This is a genomic window from Nannocystis pusilla, assembly GCF_020073745.1.
In the GTDB taxonomy this organism is placed as follows: Bacteria; Myxococcota_A; Polyangia; order Nannocystales; family Nannocystaceae; genus Nannocystis; species Nannocystis radixulma.
Window position 1 is genome coordinate 410,472 of record NZ_JAIRAU010000028.1, and the last position, 20,443, is coordinate 430,914.

Here is a 20,443-nt window from a genome sequence, read left to right on the forward strand (position 1 = left end):
CGAAAGAGACATGTGCGATCGGGCGTGTCCTCTCGACCAGCAGCCGGCCGGGCTCTCAGCGCTTCTTCAGCCCGCGGTACTTGAAGCCGATCGTCAGCTCCTCGTCGAGCGCGAGCAGCTTCTCAAAATGCACCTCGCGGCCCTGCAGCGGCAGGCTGACCGGCACCGGCATCGCCCCGTCGCCGAGCGCCCCGCCCGGGGCCGCCTGCGTCTGCGCCCCCTCGACCACCGCGGGGTTGGCCGCCTGCACGTAGTTCATGTCCTCGGCCGGGATCGGGTTCGACAGGTAGCGGACCTTGCGGAGGTTGCCGTCGATCGACAGCCGCTTGACCTTGGCGTCGTCGGGCGCGTAGACCGTCCACGCCACGTAGGTGCACGGGGCGTCGGCGCGCGGCAGCGTCGCGCTGAACTGCCCGCGGCCCGAGTCCGACGGCGGCGCACCGTTCTCGACGTACACGATCTCGACCTCGAACGCCGCCAGCTCGCCGCCGGCCGCCTGCGAGCGGACCAGCGGGATCATCACCCGCTTGTCCGCCGCGAGCGCCGGCTGGACCGCGCGCCCGCCGACCGAGGCGCTCCACAGCTCGCCGCCCTTCGGCAGGGCCAGGCGCAGGAACTGGCGCCGGTTGTTGCGGATCCGGTACTTCACCGAGGTGAGGCGGCGACCCTCGCGGGTCCACATCGTCCGCGCCCGCGCCTCGTCGAGCAGGGTCACCAGCACGTCGGCGTCGACGTGCTGCCACGCGCTCAGCGGGATGCTGACGTCGGTGCCGAGGTACTTGTAGCCGAGCAGCACCGGCTGCCCGGTGATGCCGAGGATCGCCGCCGGCAGCGCGCGCACGTCGACCGGCGTCGCGCCCTTGACGTCGCCGGCGTCGACCTCGAGGTTGCCGCGCGACTCGACGCCGACGAACCCGCGCGCCCGCTCGACGCCGACCGGCACCGGCACCGGCGCGGCGACGTCCTTGATGTCGCCGCGCACCACCTTCTCCATCTCGATGCGCAGCCCGTACGAGCCCTTGGCCGCGTAGTTGAGCTGGACCGCGAGGTTGCCCTCGCCGTCGACCTTCCACTCGCGCACGCCGGCGCCGACCACGTCGAGCACCGTCATGTCCTTGGGCACCCGCAGCGCCAGCTTGTCGACGCCGGTGAACAGGATCGTGTACTGCGCGGTCGTGGTCGCGCGCATGAGGCCCTCGCCGAGGCTCACCAGCGTGTAGACCTCGCTGAGCACCCGGCTCGCCTGCTGCGCCGCCTTCGGCAGCTCGCGCTGCCACTTGACCTCGAGCGCCCCGGTCGACGGCAGCACCGCCTCGACCACCCGCTTGTCGCCGACCACCTTGTCCGACTGCAGCTTCGCGCCCGCGACCGTGAAGTCGAGGTCCTCGCGCGCCGGCACCGACAGCACCGCCGACGTCGCGCCGGCCGGCGACAGCTGGAACGACACCGCCGACGAGCCCTCCGCCGTCGTCACCGCCGCCGCGAACGTCACGTCGAGCGTCAGCGCCCCGCGCTGCTGCGTGACCAGCACGTAGTGCCCGTCCTCGATGACCACCGCCGCCTCGGCGTTGCCGATCTTCGCCGACTCGAGCGCCACCGTGGCCGGCAAGAACGGCACCTTGGCGAAGCCCTTGGCCCGCAGCACCTCGACGCGGAACCTGGCCTTGAAGACAGCCGCGTACGGCTCGCCGTCCTTGAGCTGGACCTCGCCCTCGTAGCGGGCCGACGACAGCGCGTAGTCGAGCGGCGCCGTCACCTCCTCGGCGCGGTTCTTCTCGTACAGCTTGAGGAATTCGTCGAGCTTCATCACCACCCGCTCGGGGTCGTCGGGCGCGGCGGCGGCGGTGACGGGCGACAGGGACAACAGGGTGACGAGGGCGAACGCAGCGCTGCGCATATGGGTCATTCCTTGGCGATGAGCGGCTCCTTGGCCGAGATCTCGACCGCGTACGCGGCCCCGGCGGGGAGCAGGAGTCTCTGGTAACGGACGGCCTCGCCGACCGCCGGCACGACCACCGACAGCGCGGAGGCGTGGACCTCCGGCGTCGGCATGCCGCCGAGGTTCGGGCTGTCCTTCGAGTCAGCCTCGTCGCGCTTCGGCGCCTCGGCCTTGAACTTGGTGTCGAGCGTCTGCTTCCGCTCGGCCCGGCGCGCCCGCCCCGAGGCCACGCGCTCCTTGGCCGACGCCCGGCGCTGGACCACCACGACCTCGGCGTAATCGCGGACGACCCCGGGCGCGGCCGTGAGCGTCCGCTGCGTATCGGCGACCGGATCGATCGGCATCGGTTCGCGCGGGACGCGGGTCTCGGCCACGTCGGGCGGCGGCGCGGGCTGCGGCGGCGTCACGCTCGGCTCCGCGGGCGTCTCGAGATCCTGCTCCGCGCCGACTCGCCCGACCGCGACGTCGCCCGCGCTCGCCTCGTCGCTCTCGCCGTACGCGGGCGCCTCGTCGACGAGCCCGTCGCGGCCGAAGTCCGCCGGCGACTCGAACCCACCCTCGCCGCCGACCGGCACCTTCGCCACCCGCGACGGCTGGCCGGCGGCCGCGGTGCCGCCCGTCGGCGTGGTGAACGAGCCCGCCACCGCGTCGTCGTCGAAGTCGTGGACCGACGAGCCCGCGCTCGTCTGCGCCTTGCCGCCGACCTTCCGCGCCCGCCGTCGCGGCTTGACCGCCGACGATTTGGTCTGCACCGCCCGGAACTCCTCGGCGAGCGCCGCGTTGGTCGTCTTCTGCTCGACCGACTCCGCCTGCTCGAGCTGCGCCAGCTTGTCACCGACCGCGAGCGCCTGCTGATAGCTCGAGGCCGACGCCGCATAATCACCGCGCGCCCGCTCCTCCTCGGCCTGCTTCTTCAACGCGGCCTGCGCCTGCACGTCGGCGTAGGCGCGCGCCTTGGCCTGCTCGCGCACCCTACGCTGAAGGGACATGTCCTGAGAGCCAGATGACTTGCCGGCCACGACGTCGAGGTTGCTCTGCAGGCGGGCGATGTTCTCGTTCTTGGCCCCCATCCCGCGCAGCGCGTCGAGCTTGTCCTGCGCCCCGCTGAAGTCGTTGCGCATCCACGCCTGCACCGCGTCCTGGAACACCGCGTCGGCCTGGGCCGCCCCGACCTCGCCGACCCCGAGCCCGTAGGTGATGCCCTCGCCGCGGGTGAACGCCGCCACCACGTCGCCGTCGCCGGGCTGCTTGCGCGAGCGGTACCCGGGCGGCAGGTGCAGCGTCAGTCGAGACACGGCGATCGGCGCGTCGATCGTCGGCAGCCGCAGCTCCCGGGTCTCGCGCCGGTGCCACTCGCTCGACTCCCCCAGCAGGATCACCTCGACCGGGAACGACAGCAACCCGGTGACCGTCTCGACCGAGCGCAGCAGCGGCACGATCCAGCTGCCGTCCTTGGCCCGGGCCGGCGCCGCCGTCTGGCCGCCGACGCGCACCCCGATCACCTTGTAACCCGGCGGCGGCGTCAGCCGCAGGTGCGCCGCGCGCTCGTTGCGGAGCTCGTAGTGGGCCCGCACCAGCGCCCGGCCCTCGCGGCTGGTGGCGATCGTGTACGCCGCGACGTCGACCACCATCGGCGGCCCCTCGAGCGGCACGAAGCGCAGCAGACTGAGCGAACCACCCGTCGCCTGCGAGCCGCCCTGCACCAGCGCCGCCGTGGCTGTCCCTTCGACCAGGCCCTGGGCCCACGCCGGCAACGTCGCCGCCGCCACGTAGCTCCACCCCGGCGCGTCGGGCACCGCCTCGACCTCGCCGTCGCGCGCCAGCTGCAGCGCGACCTCGCTGTGGAACACCCCCACGGGCGCGAGCGTCGGCAGGCCCGCGCGCGTCTCGGCCGCCCTGCCGATCGGCGCCGACCAGCGCAGCTCGAGCTCGACGCGGTCGCGCACCGGCGCCTGCAGGTCGACGCGCACGCGCTCGCCCTCGCGGACGAACCCGCGGACGTTGGCGCCGATCACCTCGAGGTCGCCGCCGAGCCCCGCGGTCTGCAGCTCGACCGTCGAGATCTCGCCTTGCCGCACCTCCCACACCGCGCGCGCCCGGCCGCGCAGATCGGCGTCGCCGACCGTCAACCCAATCCCGACCTTCGCCACCACCACCGGCGGGCGATCGGCGGCCGGCGCCGGAGGTGTCACAAAGGACAGCTCGAGCGCCTGCGCCCCGCTCCAGTGGCGGTCGCGGATCGCCAGCGAGTCCGCGCCGTCGACCCGCAAGGCCGCCGCCAGACCGGCCGGCGCGGCCGCGGTGATCGACCCGCGCACCGCCGGCAACAGCTGCAACGCCAGCGCCGCGCGGGCCGGGTCGCCGGGCACGAACGCCTCGACCGTCAGCTCCACGCTGCCCTGCACCCGCCCTGCCACCGTCCCGCCCTCGTCGTCGACCTTGAGCGCCGCCGGTGCCGCCCCCCAGCGCGCCGACACCACCCGCAAACCCGGCGTGGCGGCGAACAGCCGGCCGCTGAACCAACCTGTCCCGAAGGACCGGATCGTCCAGCGCCCGCGCAGCTGCACGCCGCCCTCGACTGGCGCGAAGGACAGCTCGCGACGCTCCACCCACGGCGCCGGCGCAGCGGCCTCGGCCGGCGGTCGGGTCAGCTCGCGATGGCGCTCGCCGGCGATCTCCGCCGTCCCCGACGGCGGGGCCAGCAGGGCGAGCACGAACGCGAGCGACACCACGCGGCGACGCTACCCGCCGGCCATCGACCGGGCAACCGCCTCTCCTTCGGACCTCGCGGCTCGCATCAAGGCAGCAACATGTCCCAAAAATCACACTGCTGCGTGCGTACGCCGTTGAATAGATCCGGCGGCTCGTCGAGCAGCGCGCCATTGTCGTCTGCACCAACGTACGCGGGCCAGGTCAGGTCCGCGCCTGCCGGGTCGCCCGTCGCCGCGAAGCGGGCCCACGCCGACTGGAGGCGCTGCGAGATCGCCAGGTCGTCCGCGTTCGGCTCGTACTCCAGCGGATCGGGGAGCACCGCGCCCCAGCCGGCGAAGATGTAGACCAGCTCGAGCCCGTGGAACGCCGCCGCCGTGGTGTTCGGCGCCGTCTCGTACCCGTCGTAGGCGAAGTGGTAGCGGAACACCGGCGCCTCCTGGCCGGCATCGGCCGCCCGTGCGGCCCGGCGCGCCCCGCAGATGAATTTCAGGTCCGACGTCAACGCCACGTACGCCGCCTGCCCGTCGTCGCCGTAGTCGGCCGCCGGGTACTGCGCCAGCACCATCGCCGCCTGCGGACCGAAGGTCACCTGCACCAGCGCCTCGTACTGCGGCACCGTCAACGGCGGCACCGCCTTCGCCGTCTCCTCGGCGTTGGCCCCGATCACCAGCGGCATCGCGTTGTGTGTCCCTTCGGACATGGCCATGAGCGCAGGCTTTGGAATGACCGCGCCGTCGACGTGCGGCCCCCAGCCCTGGCCGAGCGCCGCGACATCGGGGTAGCCGTCGGGCTGCAGCGTCAGGATCTCGCTCACCGACAGCGCGCGCAGACAGGCCGCGTCGGCGCAGCCCGAGGCCGCCACCCACGGCGCCGCGATGTCCGCCTCGTACTTCGCCAGCGCGCGCTCGCTGCAGGACCCGCTCTGCACGATGGCGCGCTGGAACAGCCCCGCCGCGCGCGGCGAGCCGACCAGGCTGCACGTGTTCACCGCCCCGGCCGACTCGCCGAACAGCAGCACGCGCTGCGGGTCGCCGCCGAACCCGGCGATGTTGTCCTGCACCCACTGCAGCGCCAGCACCTGATCGAGGATCCCGTAGTTGCCCGAGACCTGCTCCGGGGACTCGGCGGCCAGCGAGTCGTGCGTCAGGAACCCGAGCGCACCGAGCCGGTAGTTGAGCGTCACCACCACCACGTCCTGCGCGGCCGCCAGCGCCGCCCCGTCGTACAGCGCGTCGTCGCTGCCGCCGGTCGCGTTGCCGCCGCCGTGGATGAACACGAGGACCGGCCGTCCCGCGTCCCCCGTCGCCGGCGTCCACACGTTGAGCGTCAGGCAGTCCTCGTCGCCGAGCATCGTCGCCACCTGGCCCTGCGCGTTCTTCTCGACCTGCGGGCAGCGCGGCCCGAGCTCGAGCGCCGGCGCCAGCTCGGGCACGCACATGCGCGGCTGCGGCGGACGGAAGCGCAGATCGCCGACCGGCGGCTCGGCGTACCGCACCCCGCGGAACGCCACCACGTCGGCCAGCTGCTCGCCCTCGATCGCCCCGCCGGAGGTGTGCACGATCGTCGGCCCCGGCGCGATGTCCCCCCCGCACGCGCTCGGGCCGACGCCCGTCGACGCCTCACCCGTCGTCACCTCGCCCGTCGGCGCCGGCTCGCTGAGCCCGGTCGTCGGTCCGAGCGTCTCCGCCGTCGCGCCGATCGTGTCCTTCGGCGAGGCCTCCGTCGTCGTCGACCCGATCGACAACGAATCGTCCGTCCCCGTGCTCGACGCCGCAGTGCTGCACCCCAGCACCGCGACCGTCATCATCGCCGCCCATCCCTCGCGCTTCACCATGCCGGGCAGGATGTCCGCGCCTGCCCACGCGCACAAGCCTCCCGGTCTCACTTCCCCGCCGCGCCGACCTCGCCTCCAGCTCGCGCCGCGGACCACCTGCCCCCGCCGAAGTGCCGTCTCGCGCGCCGTCGTCTCGCTCCTCCGCGCACCGCCGTCGCACTTCAGCGTCCGCGCGCGTCTCACATCAGCGAGCCGGAGCGCGCCGTACACGACCACGTGCCGAAGAACGTGTACTCGCGCTTGCACTCCGCCAGCCAACTCGCCCCGCCCTTGGTCGTGAACTGGTAGGTCCGGCCGGTCACGCCCGTCGAGTGCCCGTTCGGCTCGGCGTTGCCCGGCAGGTCGCACGCCTCGGGCGTCTGGTTCAGCGCCTTGCACACCGCGTTGCGGGCGTCGCCCTGCGTCTCGCGGAAGTTCTGCGCATTCACGTACCCCTGGTAACCGACGAACAGGGAGACCGCGAAGATGAGGTACCAGAGGAACTGCCGCATGGCGGGCATGGTCGCACATCGCCCGTGCGCGCGACAGCCCCCAGAACCGCGTTCGAGTCGTCCGCTCGTCCTCGCTCGCGGCCGCGGCGCACACGTGCCAGCGCCGAGCGCGATGACACCCGGGCGAAGCCCACGCATCGACCGCCCCTCGCGTCGGCGGGCAGCTCGCGCCCGCATCGTCGCGACCCCCGCGCCTCATCACGAGAAGGCTCGCGCCGCCGGTGCCCCGGCTCGACGCACTCAGAAGCGCACGGTGAGCCGCACCGTCCCGAGCAGATAACCTGGCGCGATGTTCAGGTTGCGCAGCTGCGAGAACGGGATGTTGTAGCGGAACTGGGCGCCGAAGCTCAGGTGGCGCCGCACCAGCAGATCGACGGCGAGCCCGAGATACCCTTCGCCGAGCGTGGTCACCTCGCAGATCCGCGCGCCGTTGCACTTCAGCCCGACGTCGCACGCGCCATTGTCGAGACACGCCTCGCCGCGCTGCCCCTTGACTCCCCCTTGCGGCGTGACGACCCGCAGCCCCGCCACTCCGAGCTCGATCAACGGCAAGAACCGCCCGAGGTCGAGCGCGAAGGCCGGACCGAAGCCGGCTCCCGCCACGTGAATCGTACCGGGCGGCGCGGTGCGCACGACCTCCATGTCGACCTCGGCCCGCTCCTCGGCCACCGGGTGACCCGAATACACCCCGAGCGCGCGGACCCAGATCCAGCGCCACACCTGCACGTCGAACTCGAGGTTGACGCCCGCGCCGTGGATCCGCTGCGGCGTCCTGCCGTCGGCCTGGACCCGCCCCTGAAACGGCAGCCGCAGCGACGCGAACGCCGGCGCCACCGTGAACGCGAACCGCCGTCGCGCCGACCACCCCTGACGAATGTCGGGCCGCGTGCGCGGCGGCGTGGTCGCGATCTGATTGTTGGGCGGTCGCATGAACGGCGCGTCGTTCGGATCGATCGGCACCGCCGGCAATTCCTCCGAGGCCACCCGCGGCCTCCCCTGCCCCGACGATTGCGCCTGCGACTGCCCCGGCGATTGCGACTGCCCCCGCCCCGAAACTTGCTCTGGCGCGGTCGCCTGCGCCTGCCCAGGCGCGTCCCCCCCCGGCACCGACGGCGATCCCGGCGGCTGCACCGATCCCGGCGAGGCCACACTCTGTGCATTCGCCGACGACCCATCGCCCGCTTGCTCCCCTGCCTCCTGCTCCTGCTCTGTCGCCGTCGGCTCCCACGGCGGTAGCTCGGCGGCCTGCACCGGCCCCGTCACCAGCACAACGACCAGCGCGACGAGCCACCCGGAGCATCCCTGTGTTCGCACGCCGGGCAATCCTGCGCCAGGCTACCACGTCGTCACCCCGCGCGTGAGCCGCCCACTCGCACGGAGTGTAGGCCTTCATCCCACCCATGAGGCCAAGCTCGCCGCCTACGGCCGTTCGGCCGTCGACGTCCGCCGCCGTTCCGCTGGCCCCGCCGGCTCGCGCGTGGGCCGGCGCGGACGGACCTGTCCCGAGAGGCAGGTCGTGCGCTCGCCGCGGAAGCCCCCGCCGCGCGACGATCACGACCGCAAAGAACCGGGGCCAGCGATCGCGAGGACGATCGGCCCATTCAGCGCTCCGGCTGCCGGACCTCGAACATGACCTCATGAACATGCTCTTGAGGACATGGATGGTGAATCGCAATGCGACGGCGAGGATCATCGTCTGTCTGCCCGGACAGAGCATGCACCGTCGGCCGGGCCGCGCAACGCACAATCACAGTTGGTGCTCACGAACTCGAGTTGGCGCTGCGACTCACGCCGATGCTCGCGAGAAACCGTTGGACCGCGCGTCCCGGACAGCTACACCTCGGATGCACATGAGTGAATCCTCGCCAATCGCCCCACTGTGGGTACCCCCATTCCGTGCCGCGCCCGCCGAGGCCGTTGACGGTAGCGCGGCGTCAGACCGCCGGCACGCACACCGCCCCGCCGTGCCACGGAGTGCAGGCCCCGCGGGCGCAAGGGTTCTCGGCGTCGCAGGGGGTGAAACAGGCATTACTGGCGAATGCATGCACCTGTCCCTCGGGACACTCTGGCGCGAACAGCGGGTCGTGACGGACGCACGCCAGCACCGCGTCGCACACCTGATCCGGCTCGCCGGGGTAGGCCGCCTCGCAGACCATGTCCAGCGCCGGCTCCCCCCACATCTCGTCGCACGTATCGCAGCGGCACAGGATCCCGGGCGGCCGCGTGAACGTCAGCTCGCGCGCCGGCACCCCTGGCAGCGCCACCACCTCGGCGCGCAGCTGCGGGCCCCCCTCACGTGGCTCCCAGCGGATCCGCAGCTCCCCCGCGCCGTCGATTCGATAGAGGCGCGCTGTCAGCGGCTCGCCGGGCGCCAGCGGCGTCACCAGGGTCATGCCCGTCGCCGTGGTCATCCGCATCGCGGCCGGCGAGCCGCCCGCCGGCAGTTCGATCTCGCGGATCGGCTCGACATCGTCCGCCGCCGCGAATCGCAGCTTGAGCCACCCGCCCAGGTGCTGCGCTGTGCCCGTGGCCCAGGCCGTATCGCCCAGCGGCACCGGCAGGGCGGCGGCCCAGGCCGCGCTCGTCGGCGCATAACGTGTCCCTCGGGGCAGGCCGGGGGCGGGCGCTCGCGGCGGCAGCGGGTGCTCCAGCCGCTGCGCCAGCGCCTCGGCCAGGGCCGCGTGGCCGCGGGCCGTCATGTGGATGTCGTGGTCGAGGAACGCCCCCGGCTGGGCCGCGCGCAGCGCCGCGGTCGCATCGAGGCCGCGGATCCGCAACTCCTCCGCGCTCGCCACCAGGTCGCTCAGCAAGATCTGCGACGGTCGCATGTCCGGGCCGCGCTCGACCCCGTATTTGGCCCACTCGCCGGCGTCGACCTGCACGTCGATCGGCAGCGCCACCACCACCAGCTCGGCCCCGTGCGCGTCGCACAGCGCCTTGAATTCGGCGAGGTAAGCGTCGAACACCGACTGCGGCCGCGGCCGCGGGGCGCTCGCGGCCAGCTCGGCCAGGAGCGTCTCGCGCTCGTCGACCAGCGTCGCTGCAGCCGCCTGCAGCTCGCGGAGTTTGGCGGCGTGGTCCCTGGCGAACTTCCGCTGCTGCTTCTTGTAGGCCTCGCGCCGCTCGACCGCCGCGCGGATGAGCTCCGCCGTGAGGATCACCGACCGACTCTTCTCCGCGTTCGTGTCGTCGACGATGTCGCCCGGCTTGCCCGCCGCGATCCGCTGCGACAGCTCCGAGGGCTCTCCGTACTCCAGCTCGTCCTCGAGGTCCCGCAGCTGCGCGCGCTTGTCGGCGAGCGACTTCCCCAGCCGGTCGACCTGCGCCCGCGAGGTACCGCGGCTCCGCTCGTGCTGCGCCGCCTGCTCCGCCTGCTCCGCCTGGGCCCGCAAGCTCGCGTGCACGAGGTCCTCCCAGCCGCCCTCCGACGGCGTCCCCGGGTCGAGCGGCCGGGCGCCCGCGTCGTCGCTGTCGAGCGCGTACAACCATCGCCGCAGCGCGTACACCGCGTGCGACCGCGAGAACAGCCACGCCCGTCCCGGGAACTGCACCACCTCGGCCGGCGCCGTCTCCCGCCGCACCGCCCAGCCGTCCCACACCGCGTGTCGCTCGCTGTTGGGCCGCTCGAGCTCGAACGGGTCGTTCACGTAATTGAGGACCACCACCACCGTCTCCGGCCGGCGCGTCGCCAGCAACTCGCGCGCCGTCTCGAGGTACTCGCGCGGCCCGTACGTCGGCACGCCGGCGTTGATCACCGGGCGACCTGTCCGTTCAGCCAGGCGGGCCGAGAACGTCTCGTCGTCCTCCACCCCCAGCCCGAACACCTGCGAATCGCCGACCACCACGATCTCCCGCGGCTGCGGCCCCGGCCAGTCGGACCCGCGGTAACCGCTCGCATTGACGTGAATCGTGGTCCGCGGATTGGTGCCCAGGCGAAACCCCATCGTCGCCCCCGGCTGGAGGCGCACCCCGAGCTGCGGATCGGCCACGTAGAAATTTACGTGCGGAAACGCCCCCTCGTCGCGCACGCGAAATGCGTACTCCGTGGCGACGAGCCCGAGCCCGAGCCCGGCCGCGATCTGCCCGGCGATCCAGGCCCGCCGCGACCACGACCTGCGCCGCTTCGGTCTGGGCGGAGCAGGGGCGCCGGGTCTCGCGTCGCGCGTGTCGCTCGGCATGGGGTGCGCTCGCCACAAACGCCGCGGTCCGGCGCGTGGCCTGCAATATATCACCGGTTCGGCGGCGCCACGACCGCTGTCTGCGCGGATCCGTCCGCTCTGTCCTGCCATGATTCCCGTGCGCGACGATTCCCGGTCGTGGACACGATTGGCGTGACCCCGTCGTCGACGCATTGGTCCTCGCAGGTGCAATGCGGAGCCCTGCCTGCGCCGGGGCGCGTGAAATCGCGCGGCACAGCCGAGTTCGCCGTCGCCGTCCCGAAACTCGCCCTCCGCGTCGCCGTCGAGCCCCGTGTTAGGCTCCGCGGCCAACGCGATGCTCGCACCACAGCGATTCTTCATCACCGGATGTGCCAGCGGCATCGGTCGTCACGCCGCCGACGTCCTGATCGCGGCCGGCCACACCGTGTTCGCCACCGACGTCCGCCTGGAGCCGCTGCAGGACTTCGCCGCCGCGCGTCCGTGGCCGACCGACCGGGTCCACTGTCGCGGCCTCGACGTGCGCGACCCGATCGCGTGGGAGGCGGTGTTCGGCGAGGCGACGCGGGTCATGGGCGGCGTCGACGTGCTGCTGAACGTCGCCGGCTACTTGCGGCCCGGGTACACCCTCGAGTGCGATCCGCTCGAGGTCGATCGCCACTTCGACATCAACACCAAGGGTGTCGTGCACGGCACCCGGGTCGCCGCGCGCCACATGGTCGCGCGTGGTCGCGGGCACATCATCAACGTCGCCTCGCTGGCCAGCCTCGCCCCGGTGCCGGGGATCGCCCTCTACAGCGCCTCCAAGTACGCCGTGCGGGCCTTCTCGCTGGCGGCCGCGCAGGAGCTGCGGCCGCGCGGCGTCGCCCTCACCGTCGTCTGTCCCGACGCCGTGCGGACGCCCATGCTCGACCTGCAGCTCAACTACGGCGAGGCCGAGCTGACCTTCTCGGGCTCGCGGCTGTTGACCCCCGACGACGTCGTGCGCGCGATCGTCGACGAGGTCTTGCCGCGCCGGCCGCTCCTGCTCGCGCTGCCGCGCTCCCGCGCTCTGCTGGCGCGGATCGCCGACCTGTTCCCGAGGACATCTCACTGGATCGAGCCGATGCTGCGCAAGATCGGCCGCGCACGTCAGCGACGCATGCGCGGCGAGGCGGCCTGACATCTGTTAGCGTGGCGGGGCGATGCAGCCGCCCTGCCTCCCGCGGCCCGATCACGACCCCGAGGTCCGGGCGCACGCGCTCGCCGACACCCGCGCGCGTCACGTCCACGACCGGGCCGTCTTCCCGCCGCTGCCGCTGGGTCGCCGCCTGCCCGCCGACGCGCGTCTCGACCTCGACGTCCCGACCGACCGCCTCGTCGTCGCTCTGCGCCCTTTCGTCGATCGCTTCGATCACCTGCGCGTGTCCCCGGCCTCGCCGGCGACACCTCCGCGCCGTCGAGCCTGTCCCCTGTCCCGTGAGCCCGCCATGAGCACCGACAATCCCCCGCGCAAGACCCCGATCGTCGCCGCCGAAGCCCCTGCCCGCGCGCGTCCCAGCGTCTACCCGTCCGAGTTCGCCCGACGGGTCGAGGGCCGCCTCAAGCGCCCGCTCGGCGATCTGTTCGGCCTGTCCAACTTCGGCGTGAACCACACCCGCCTGGCTCCGGGGTCCTGCAGCGCCCTGCGTCACGCCCACACCCGCCAGGACGAGTTCGTCTACGTCCTCGAGGGCCGCCCCACCCTCGTGACCGACGCTGGCGAGTTCGAGCTCGAGCCCGGCATGTGCATCGGCTTCCCGGCCGGCGCCGGCGAGGCCCACCACATCCTCAACCTCACCGACAGCGACGTCGCCCTCCTCGAGGTCGGCGACCGCTCCCCCGGCGACGCCGTCAGCTACCCGGCCGACGACCTCGTCGGCATCTTCGAGAACGGCCGCTGGCACTTCACGCGCAAGGACGGCTCGGCCTACTGACCGCGCCGAACCCGGTGGTCCCTTCGGACATGTCCATGAAAACATGGACACGAGGACATGTCGCATGCGACAGCCCTCACGCGCGGCGCTCCCGCCGGCGAGCCCAGGGGGCGGCGCCCGAAAGCTCGAAGACCGTCCGACCCCGGAGCGGGGAGGACGGCCTCGAACGTGGCGGAATGGGAGGGATTCGAACCCTCGGTAGAGTTTCCCCTACACAGGTTTAGCAAACCTGCGCCTTCAGCCTCTCGGCCACCATTCCGTGCGCAGTCGGGTTGTCGGACGCCTTGGCCAGGGGGGCCGCGGGGTCTCGGAACCTAGCCGCATCGCTCGCCGGTTGCAAGCCTCCAGGAGACAGGCAAGGTCACACCCGGACCGACAGCACAGCGCCTGCTTGTACGATCTGGCCCCCGCCGCCACACTGAGCGAGAGTGTCCGCCGCCGTCAGGGACCGCGTCGCCGTCGTCGCCAGCGAGATCGTCACCGCGGTCGGCTGCTTCGCCGCCGGGCTGGTCGTGATCCTGGGGATCCCCGGGGTCGCCGACGGTCTGCGGGCGGCGATCGCCGCGCTGTTCGGCCAGCCGGTGTTGCCGCCGGACAAGGCCAAGGTCGCCCTCTCGCTCGCCCTGACGCCGATCGCCACCCTGTTCGGCGCCCTCCTTTACGACCGCCTCGGCCGGGTGTTCGAGCCCGGCCCGCTGCCGCCCCTGGTCGCCGCCGCCCAGCGTCCCGGCCCGGCCCGCGCCGGGGTGATCTCCCTCGTCTACCTCGGCGCCGCCGTGGTCGGCAGCTACGCGCTCGGCTTCCTCATGCAGCTGCTCGGCGCGCCGATCGCCGAGCAGCCGCTGGTCCTCGAGCTCGTCGCCGCCGGCGGCCCCGCCCTCGCCAGCCTGGTGTTCTCGGCCCTCGCGCTGGCCCCGCTGGGCGAGGAGCTGTTCTTCCGCGGCCTCCTGTTCCGCCGCGTCGCCAGCCGCGCCGGCATGTGGGCGGGGCTCGTCACCTCGGCCCTGCTGTTCGCCGTCTTCCACGGCAACATCCGCGGTTTGGTCGTCTACTTCTGGCTCGGGCTGGTGTTCGCCGGGGTCTACGCGGCCACCGGGCGGCTCTCCTGCGCGATCGCCGTGCACTTCGGCAACAACGCCATCACCCTGCTGATCTTGCTGACTCAGCGGGCGCCCGCCGGCACTCCGTGATGTAGCGCTCGTTTTTATCGCGCCGAACCTCTTGCTCCGGGGTCGCGACCCTGATAGGTTTCGCCGCCCCTGCACTTCCCCTGCAGGGTTTTGCATCCGTAGCTCAGCTGGATAGAGCGTCGGTCTACGGAACCGAAAGTCGGAGGTTCGAATCCTTCCGGATGCGCTGCAAGAGAGGCCCCGCCCACGCGGGGCCTCTCTCGCTTTCTGGGCCCGGCCTCGCCGCGTGACCTGCCTGTGAGGACATGTCCCGCAGGCTGGGCTGCGGCGCCCGCGCTGACGTCGCGGCTCGCGCCGTTTTCCACGTTCCCATATGCCTCTTCGGACATGTCTTTCACGACATGCCCCAAGCGCCACTCGAGTTCGCTCCAGCTCGCCGTCTGCTCGCGCGCTGTCCCGTGCGAGCGGCTCCCCGGGGCGCGCGTGGGGCCATTTGCCCACTGGCGCGCGCCGCCGCCCCGGTGGTAGATTTTCGCGCACAACGCCTATGCTTCGTCCTCGCGCGCTCATCCCCAGTGTCACCGTCGGCCTCGTCCTCGGCGCCGTCGCCTGCAACCTCACCCCCGACGCGACGACCGACTCGAACGGCGACGACACCGCGGCGAGCACCGACACCACGGACACCACCGGCGACGAGCCGACGACCAGCGGCCCGACCACCGACAGCCCGCCGACGACCACGAGCCCGGCGACCACGGACGAGCCCGAGACGAGCACCTCGACGACCAGCCCCGACACCACCGAGGGGCCGACCAGCGAGACCGACACCACCGGCCCCGACGTCGGCGAGGTGTCGATCTACGACATCCAGGGCGGCGAGGTCCCCGAGAACAGCGTCGTCACCGTCAAGGGCGTCGTCATCACCTCGCCGGCCCGCGTCAACAACAAGGGCGAGGGCACGATGTTCGTCCAGGACCCGATGGGCGGCGAGCTGTCGGGCATCGCCGTGTTCCTGACCCCCGAGGTGGCGATGGGCTTCGGCGCCAAGCCGGGCCTGGTCGTCGACATCACCGCCCAGTACACCGAGTTCTTCGGCGAGAGCCAGCTCAAGGTCACCGCCGTCGACGACCTCGTGCAGGTCGGCGAGGGCGAGCCGCCCGCGCCCGTCGTCGTCCCCGCCGCCGACGTCGCCACGGGCGGCGCCAAGGCCGAGGCCTACGAGGGCGTGCTGGTCCAGGTCGAGAACGTCACCGTCACCAACCCCGCCGTCGACATGAGCGACTTCGAGGTCGACGGCGCGCTGCGGATCAACGACTTCTTCCTGTTCCCGCAGATGGAGAAGCCGGTGGTCGTCAACGGCCAGGTGTTCACGAGCATCGCCGGCCCGCTGCGCTTCAGCTTCGAGGACCACAAGATCGCCCCGCGCGCCGCCGCCGACCTCGTCGTCGACGCCGTCCCGCCGGCCGAGGAGTACACGATCTACGAGATCCAGGAGGGCATGGTGGCGGCCCAGACGCCGGTGCTCGTCAAGGGCGCGATCGTCACCTCGCCGCTGACCTTCAAGAAGGACGGCTTCTTCATTCAGGACGCCATGGGCGGCGAGTACTCGGGCATCTACGTGTACGTCGGCGCCAACGCCGTCGCCGTCGAGCCGGGCGACATCGTCGACGTCGAGGGCGTCTACGACGAGTACTACGACAACTCGCAGATCGAGGTCAGCGACGCGATGAAGGTCACCGTCACCGGCATGGGCGCCGCGCCGGCCCCGGAGATCGTCGACGCCGCCGACGTGACCGCCGGCGGTCCGCTGCAGGAGCAGTACGAGGGCGTGCTCGTCACCGTCGAGAACGTCACCGTCGCCGCGGTCAACGCGATGTTCGGCGAGTACGAGCTGACCGACGGCCTGTTCGTCGACGACCTGTTCTTCGCCAAGGCCGACTGGGTCCTGCCGATGCTCGCCGACACGTTCACCTCGCTCACCGGCCCGCTCGCGTTCAGCTTCGAGGAAGCCAAGCTGTCGCCGCGCTCGCCCGCCGACATCGTCGAGTGAACGCCGGCGGGAGATCGCCCTTGGACGCCGCGCAGGACGCGCTCGACCTCCGGTACATGCGCGCCGCGCTGGCGATCGCCGAGGCCGCGGCCGCTGCCGGCGATGTCCCGGTCGGCGCGCTCGTCGTGCTCGACGGCGTCGTCCTCGGCACCGGCGGCAACACCCGCGAGCAAGGCGCCGACCCCACCGGCCACGCCGAGATCGTCGCCCTGCGCGAGGCCTGCGCCGCGCGTCGGCGCTGGCGGGTCGACGGCGCCACGCTCTACGTCACCCTCGAGCCGTGCCCGATGTGCGCCGGGGCGATCGTCAACAGCCGCGTCGCCCGCCTCGTCTACGGCGCCGCCGATCCCAAGGCCGGCGCCGTCCGCTCGCTCTACAACCTCTGCGACGACCCCCGCCTCAACCACCGCCTGGCGATCGTCCCGGGCCTGCTCGCGGGCGAGTCCGCCGCGCTCCTGCAAGCTTTCTTTCGCCGCGCCCGCGCCCGCGATAAAACCGGGCGGGGACCGAAGACGCGTGACTGACCTCGCCGCCGTCCAGCAGCTCCTCGCGCACGGGCGCCTCAGCATCGACCGCTGCGAGCGCGGCCGCACCGCCTTCCTCTCGCACCTCGGCGCCGCCCCCAAGCTCGTCCCCGGCGCCTGGCTCGGCCACCGCGACCTGCTCTACGCCCTCGCGCTCGCCAACCTCAGCCCGAGCCAGCGCAACAGCCTCGCCCGCGCCGTGCTCGTCGATCACGGCCGCGAGTTCGGCGTCGGTCGCCTGTCCCTCATGACATGTCCCTCGGGACTCCCGCTCGGCGGCAGCTCGCTCCAGCTGCGCCCGCGCGGCGGCGGCCCGACCTGCCTCTACACCTGGGCGCTCGGCCCGGGCGCCGGCGCGCTCGCCTGCGACTGGCTGCTGCTGCGAGCCCTGCCGGCCTGGGCCCTCGACGCTCCGCCCGCCCCGCTGGCCCACGCCGGCCTCGCCACCCTCGCGGCGCTCGGCATGCACGTCGAGATCCTCGTCGCCACCGCCACCTGCGCCCGCCAGATCCGCGACCACGCGCTCGGCGACCTGGCCTTCACCGCCCACCCGCGCTTCGCGCCGCACCTCGACGGCGCCGCCCGCCCGGTCGGCGAGGGTCGCCCCGAGCCCGCGGCGATCCGCCTGAGCCCGCACGACGCCTTCGATCCGCGCACGTTCGGACAGGTCGCAAAGAACAGGTCCCAAGAGCCAGCCGGCCCGATGGCCCTGGTCCTCGTCGACGCCCCGCCGGCCGTGCACGCCGCTGTCGACACCTGGCTCGCGGGACAGCCGGCGCGCCGCAAGGTCGAGGTCGTCGCCGCCTCCTGCCCCGGCCGCCTCGGCCGCGACGCCCTCGCCGAGCTGTGGCGCAGCGCCGGCCGCCCCCAGGTGCTCCTGCGCGGCGATCCGGCCTGGACCGCCCGCGCCCTGCCGTGGCTGCAAGGGCTGGGCGCCACCGTCGCCGCCCAGCACGACGACGGCACCCAGCTCGGCCTGTTCGCCTGATCGACCGGCGCCCCCGAGCCGCCGCACCGGCACGCGCCCGAGCGCCGCGCGACCCGGACGGCCACGCGAGCCGCCGGCACCCCCATCTGCGGCGACGGCACCGGCCGCTCCGGAGATCGGTCCGCGCGCGCCGACTCCTAGGGGCCCCTGGACGCGCCTTTGCGCGCTTTCGCGCATACGCCCGTGCTGCCCCGGCCTGGAGGCCTGCCCGGGCTTTCCGTACAATCGCCGCCATCGCGCGAATGGACAACCGACTTCCGCTGCCGTCGTGGGTGCCGCTGGCGCTCGGCCTTATCGCCGTCATCGCCGTCGTGATGGGGGTCGAGCCCGTGATTCCCGGCGTCGTCGCCGTGGTCGCGGGCGCGGCCGGATGGTTGCTCGGCTCGCGGGCCGAGGCGCTGCTGGCCCACGCCGGCGACGAACGGCAGGCGCTGCGCGAGGTCGAGGCCCGCAGCCACCAGAGCGAGCGGGCGCTGCACGACGCCAACGCCCACGCGCAGGGCCTGCAGGCCCAGGTGCAGGAGCTGACGGGGCGGCTGCAGAACTGCCAGGCGCACGGGCAGGAGCTGGCCGCGCGGCTGCAGGCCGAGGCGGGCCAGCTGCGCAACGCGGAGATCGAGCAACGCAGCCTCAACGCGCGCCTGCAGGAGGTCACCGCCCGCGCGCAGGAGCAGGCCGGGCGGGCGCAGGCCGCCGAGACGCGGATCGCCGACCTCGAGGCGCGGCTGCACGACGCCCAGGCCGAGAACCGCGCGCTGCAGCAGAGCGTCCGCGGCGGCGTGCCCGAGCTCGACGTCCTGCGCAACGAGCTCGAGACCGTGCGCCGCGGCGCCAACGAGACCCGCCATCGCCTCACCAGCGAGCTCGAGGCGAGCCGACGCGAGCAAGAGGCCGGCGCCGCCGAGCTCGCGCGGATCCAGGCCCGCCTCGCCGAGGCGCTCAACCAGCGCGACGGCGCCGTGCGCGACGCCGAGGAGCTGCGCCGCATGCTCGACGAGGGCGGCGTCAGCACCCGGGGCATCGACGCCGAGGGCGCCGCGCTGATGCAGGAGCTCGCCGAGGGCCTCGGCACCACCGCCGGCGCGCTCGAAGAGACCTCGCAGGCGCTCAACAACGTCAACGGCGGCCTCAAGGGCATCGCCGACAACGTCGAGCTGCTGGCCAGCAACGCCGAGGAGAGCGCCAGCTCGATCCTCGAGATGGCGGCCGCCAACGACGAGGTCGCCGAGAGCATGTTGAACCTCGCCGCCAGCGTGCAGGAGACCGCCACCTCGATCGAGGAGATGACCTACTCGGTCAAGGAGGTGGCCAAGAACATCGAGGCGCTGAGCTCCACCGCCGAGGAGACCTCGCTGGCGATGACGGCGATGGACACCTCGATCCAGCAGGTCGAGAACAACGCCAACGAGACCGCCGGCCTCTCGGAGGAGGTGGTGTGGGCCGCCGAGGGCGGCGTGGACGCCATCAACCAGACCATCGAGGTCATCAACCTGATCAAGACCTACTCGGCCGACGGCGTGGCCGTCATCAGCCGCCTGGGCGAGCGGATCAGCGAGATCGGCAAGATCCTCAGCGTCATCGACGACGTGTCCGAGCAGACCAACCTGCTCGCGCTCAACGCCGCCATCATCGCCGCCCAGGCCGGCGAGCACGGCAAGGGCTTCGCCGTCGTCGCCGACGAGATCAAGGACCTCGCCGAGCGCTCCGCCAGCAGCACCAAGGAGATCGCCGACATCATCAAGGCCGTCCAGCGCGAGAGCCGGAACGCCGTCGAGGCAGTGCAGCGCTCGAGCAAGTCGGTCGACGACGGCGTGCGCGTCAGCCATCAGGCCGAGGACGCGCTCAAGCGGATCTCCGACGCCGCCCGCCGCTCGACCGGCATGGTCCGCGAGATCGCCCGCGTCGCCGTCCAGCAGACCCAGAACTCCAAGCAGGTCACCGACGCGATCAACGTCGTCGCCACCACCGTGCAGCAGGTCGCCACCGCCACCGGCGAGCAGGCCCGCGGCGCCGAGCAGATCCTGCGCTCGGCCGAGAAGATGAAGACGATCACCCGCCACGTCGAGCGCTCGACCCAGGAGCAGACCCGCGGCTCGCGCCAGATCACCCGCGCGATCGAGACGATCAGCGAGATGGTCAGCCAGCTCAGCAAGGCCCACCGGGCCCAGACGCAGGGCGCCGACCAGATCGTCGAGGGCCTCAAGTCGGTCAAGGAAGGCATGAACTACCAGCGCAGCCTCTACGAGCAGCTCAGCACCAGCGTCGGCCTCGCCCCGCCCCGCCGCCAGTCGCGCGGCAAGCCCGGGCCCGCGCGCGCGTAGCCGGTCGCCTCGTGCCCTGTCTCCGGGGACATGCCCTCATGGGCATGTCCCTTTTCGCATGTCTCGCCGAACATGTTCCTTTAAAAAGGGGGTCCGCTCGCCCGCGTCGGGCGGGCGAGCGGAGAACGCGCGGGTGCCGGAGGACCTTCGCCCGCGGCCGCCCCACGACCTGTCCCGACGGACACGCGGCTCCTCGAGCCGCCGCCGCGCGCGCCTGCGTACCTGTCCCTTCGGACACCCTGCCCGCTCGCCCCGGCCGTGGGGGCCCTCGGTCCGGCGATCGCTCGTCCGTCCGGGCGTCGCCGCGCCGGCGCGTGCGGGACGTCCTGCCTCGTCCCGGTG

13 protein-coding genes and 2 tRNA genes are annotated in these 20,443 nt (G+C 72.7%); 8 read left to right on the forward strand and 7 right to left on the reverse strand.

The annotated features are described in order from the left end of the window. Nucleotides 1–55: 55 nt before the first annotated feature. The 6 genes from K7C98_RS23190 to K7C98_RS23215 form a co-directional block, all read right to left on the reverse strand. Nucleotides 56–1,897 carry a hypothetical protein gene (locus tag K7C98_RS23190; protein WP_224193921.1) on the reverse strand — a complete coding sequence of 614 codons (1,842 nt, stop codon included), beginning with the start codon at nt 1,895–1,897 and terminating at the stop codon, nt 56–58. 5 nt (nt 1,898–1,902) lie between these two features. Continuing rightward, complete coding sequence (locus tag K7C98_RS44470) at nt 1,903–4,671, reverse strand: hypothetical protein (protein WP_276572688.1); 2,769 nt, start codon at nt 4,669–4,671, stop codon at nt 1,903–1,905. A 65-nt stretch (nt 4,672–4,736) separates the two neighbouring features. Then, nucleotides 4,737–6,485, reverse strand: a complete 1,749-nt coding sequence (locus tag K7C98_RS23200; RefSeq protein ID WP_224193922.1) for a carboxylesterase/lipase family protein — start codon at nt 6,483–6,485, stop codon at nt 4,737–4,739. Nucleotides 6,486–6,664: 179 nt separating this feature from the next. Beyond that, on the reverse strand, nt 6,665–6,976 hold the full coding sequence (locus K7C98_RS23205; protein WP_224193923.1) for a hypothetical protein: 312 nt from the start codon (nt 6,974–6,976) through the stop codon (nt 6,665–6,667). A gap of 240 nt (nt 6,977–7,216) precedes the next feature. Then, a complete protein-coding gene (locus K7C98_RS23210) occupies nt 7,217–7,936 on the reverse strand; it encodes a hypothetical protein (protein WP_224193924.1) in 720 nt (239 codons plus the stop codon). A 974-nt stretch (nt 7,937–8,910) separates the two neighbouring features. Then, nucleotides 8,911–11,154, reverse strand: a complete 2,244-nt coding sequence (locus K7C98_RS23215; RefSeq protein WP_224193925.1) for an alginate O-acetyltransferase AlgX-related protein — start codon at nt 11,152–11,154, stop codon at nt 8,911–8,913. Nucleotides 11,155–11,470: 316 nt separating this feature from the next. Here K7C98_RS23215 and K7C98_RS23220 point away from each other — a divergent pair, with 316 nt between their 5' ends. Together K7C98_RS23220 and K7C98_RS23225 are read left to right on the forward strand one after the other, a co-directional pair. Next, the gene (locus K7C98_RS23220) at nt 11,471–12,295 is read left to right on the forward strand and encodes an SDR family oxidoreductase (RefSeq protein WP_224193926.1); all 825 of its coding nucleotides are present in this window, start codon (nt 11,471–11,473) and stop codon (nt 12,293–12,295) included. 22 nt (nt 12,296–12,317) lie between these two features. After that, on the forward strand, nt 12,318–13,088 hold the full coding sequence (locus K7C98_RS23225; RefSeq protein WP_224193927.1) for a cupin domain-containing protein: 771 nt from the start codon (nt 12,318–12,320) through the stop codon (nt 13,086–13,088). A gap of 169 nt (nt 13,089–13,257) precedes the next feature. On the opposite strand, the gene K7C98_RS23230 is transcribed toward K7C98_RS23225, so the two are convergent. Further along, nucleotides 13,258–13,347, reverse strand: a tRNA-Ser gene (locus K7C98_RS23230). Between the two features lie 169 nt (nt 13,348–13,516). On the opposite strand from K7C98_RS23230, the gene K7C98_RS44965 reads away from it, so the two are divergent. The 6 genes from K7C98_RS44965 to K7C98_RS23260 all read left to right on the forward strand — a co-directional run bounded on the left by K7C98_RS44965 (nt 13,517) and on the right by K7C98_RS23260 (nt 20,101). Beyond that, a complete protein-coding gene (locus K7C98_RS44965) occupies nt 13,517–14,278 on the forward strand; it encodes a CPBP family intramembrane glutamic endopeptidase (protein WP_224193928.1) in 762 nt (253 codons plus the stop codon). A gap of 92 nt (nt 14,279–14,370) precedes the next feature. Beyond that, nucleotides 14,371–14,444: transfer RNA gene (locus tag K7C98_RS23240), tRNA-Arg, on the forward strand. 321 nt (nt 14,445–14,765) lie between these two features. Further along, nucleotides 14,766–16,268 carry a hypothetical protein gene (locus K7C98_RS23245; protein WP_224193929.1) on the forward strand — a complete coding sequence of 501 codons (1,503 nt, stop codon included), beginning with the start codon at nt 14,766–14,768 and terminating at the stop codon, nt 16,266–16,268. A 20-nt stretch (nt 16,269–16,288) separates the two neighbouring features. Next, nucleotides 16,289–16,792: a tRNA adenosine(34) deaminase TadA gene (tadA, locus tag K7C98_RS23250; protein WP_276572689.1), complete on the forward strand. Its 504-nt coding sequence runs from the start codon at nt 16,289–16,291 to the stop codon at nt 16,790–16,792. Beyond that, nucleotides 16,785–17,780, forward strand: coding sequence for a hypothetical protein (locus K7C98_RS23255; RefSeq protein WP_224193930.1), 996 nt, complete (start codon nt 16,785–16,787; stop codon nt 17,778–17,780). The genes tadA and K7C98_RS23255 overlap by 8 nt, the downstream gene beginning before the upstream one ends. Nucleotides 17,781–18,022: 242 nt before the next feature. Beyond that, on the forward strand, nt 18,023–20,101 hold the full coding sequence (locus K7C98_RS23260) for a methyl-accepting chemotaxis protein (protein ID WP_224193931.1): 2,079 nt from the start codon (nt 18,023–18,025) through the stop codon (nt 20,099–20,101). Nucleotides 20,102–20,443 lie beyond the last annotated feature (342 nt).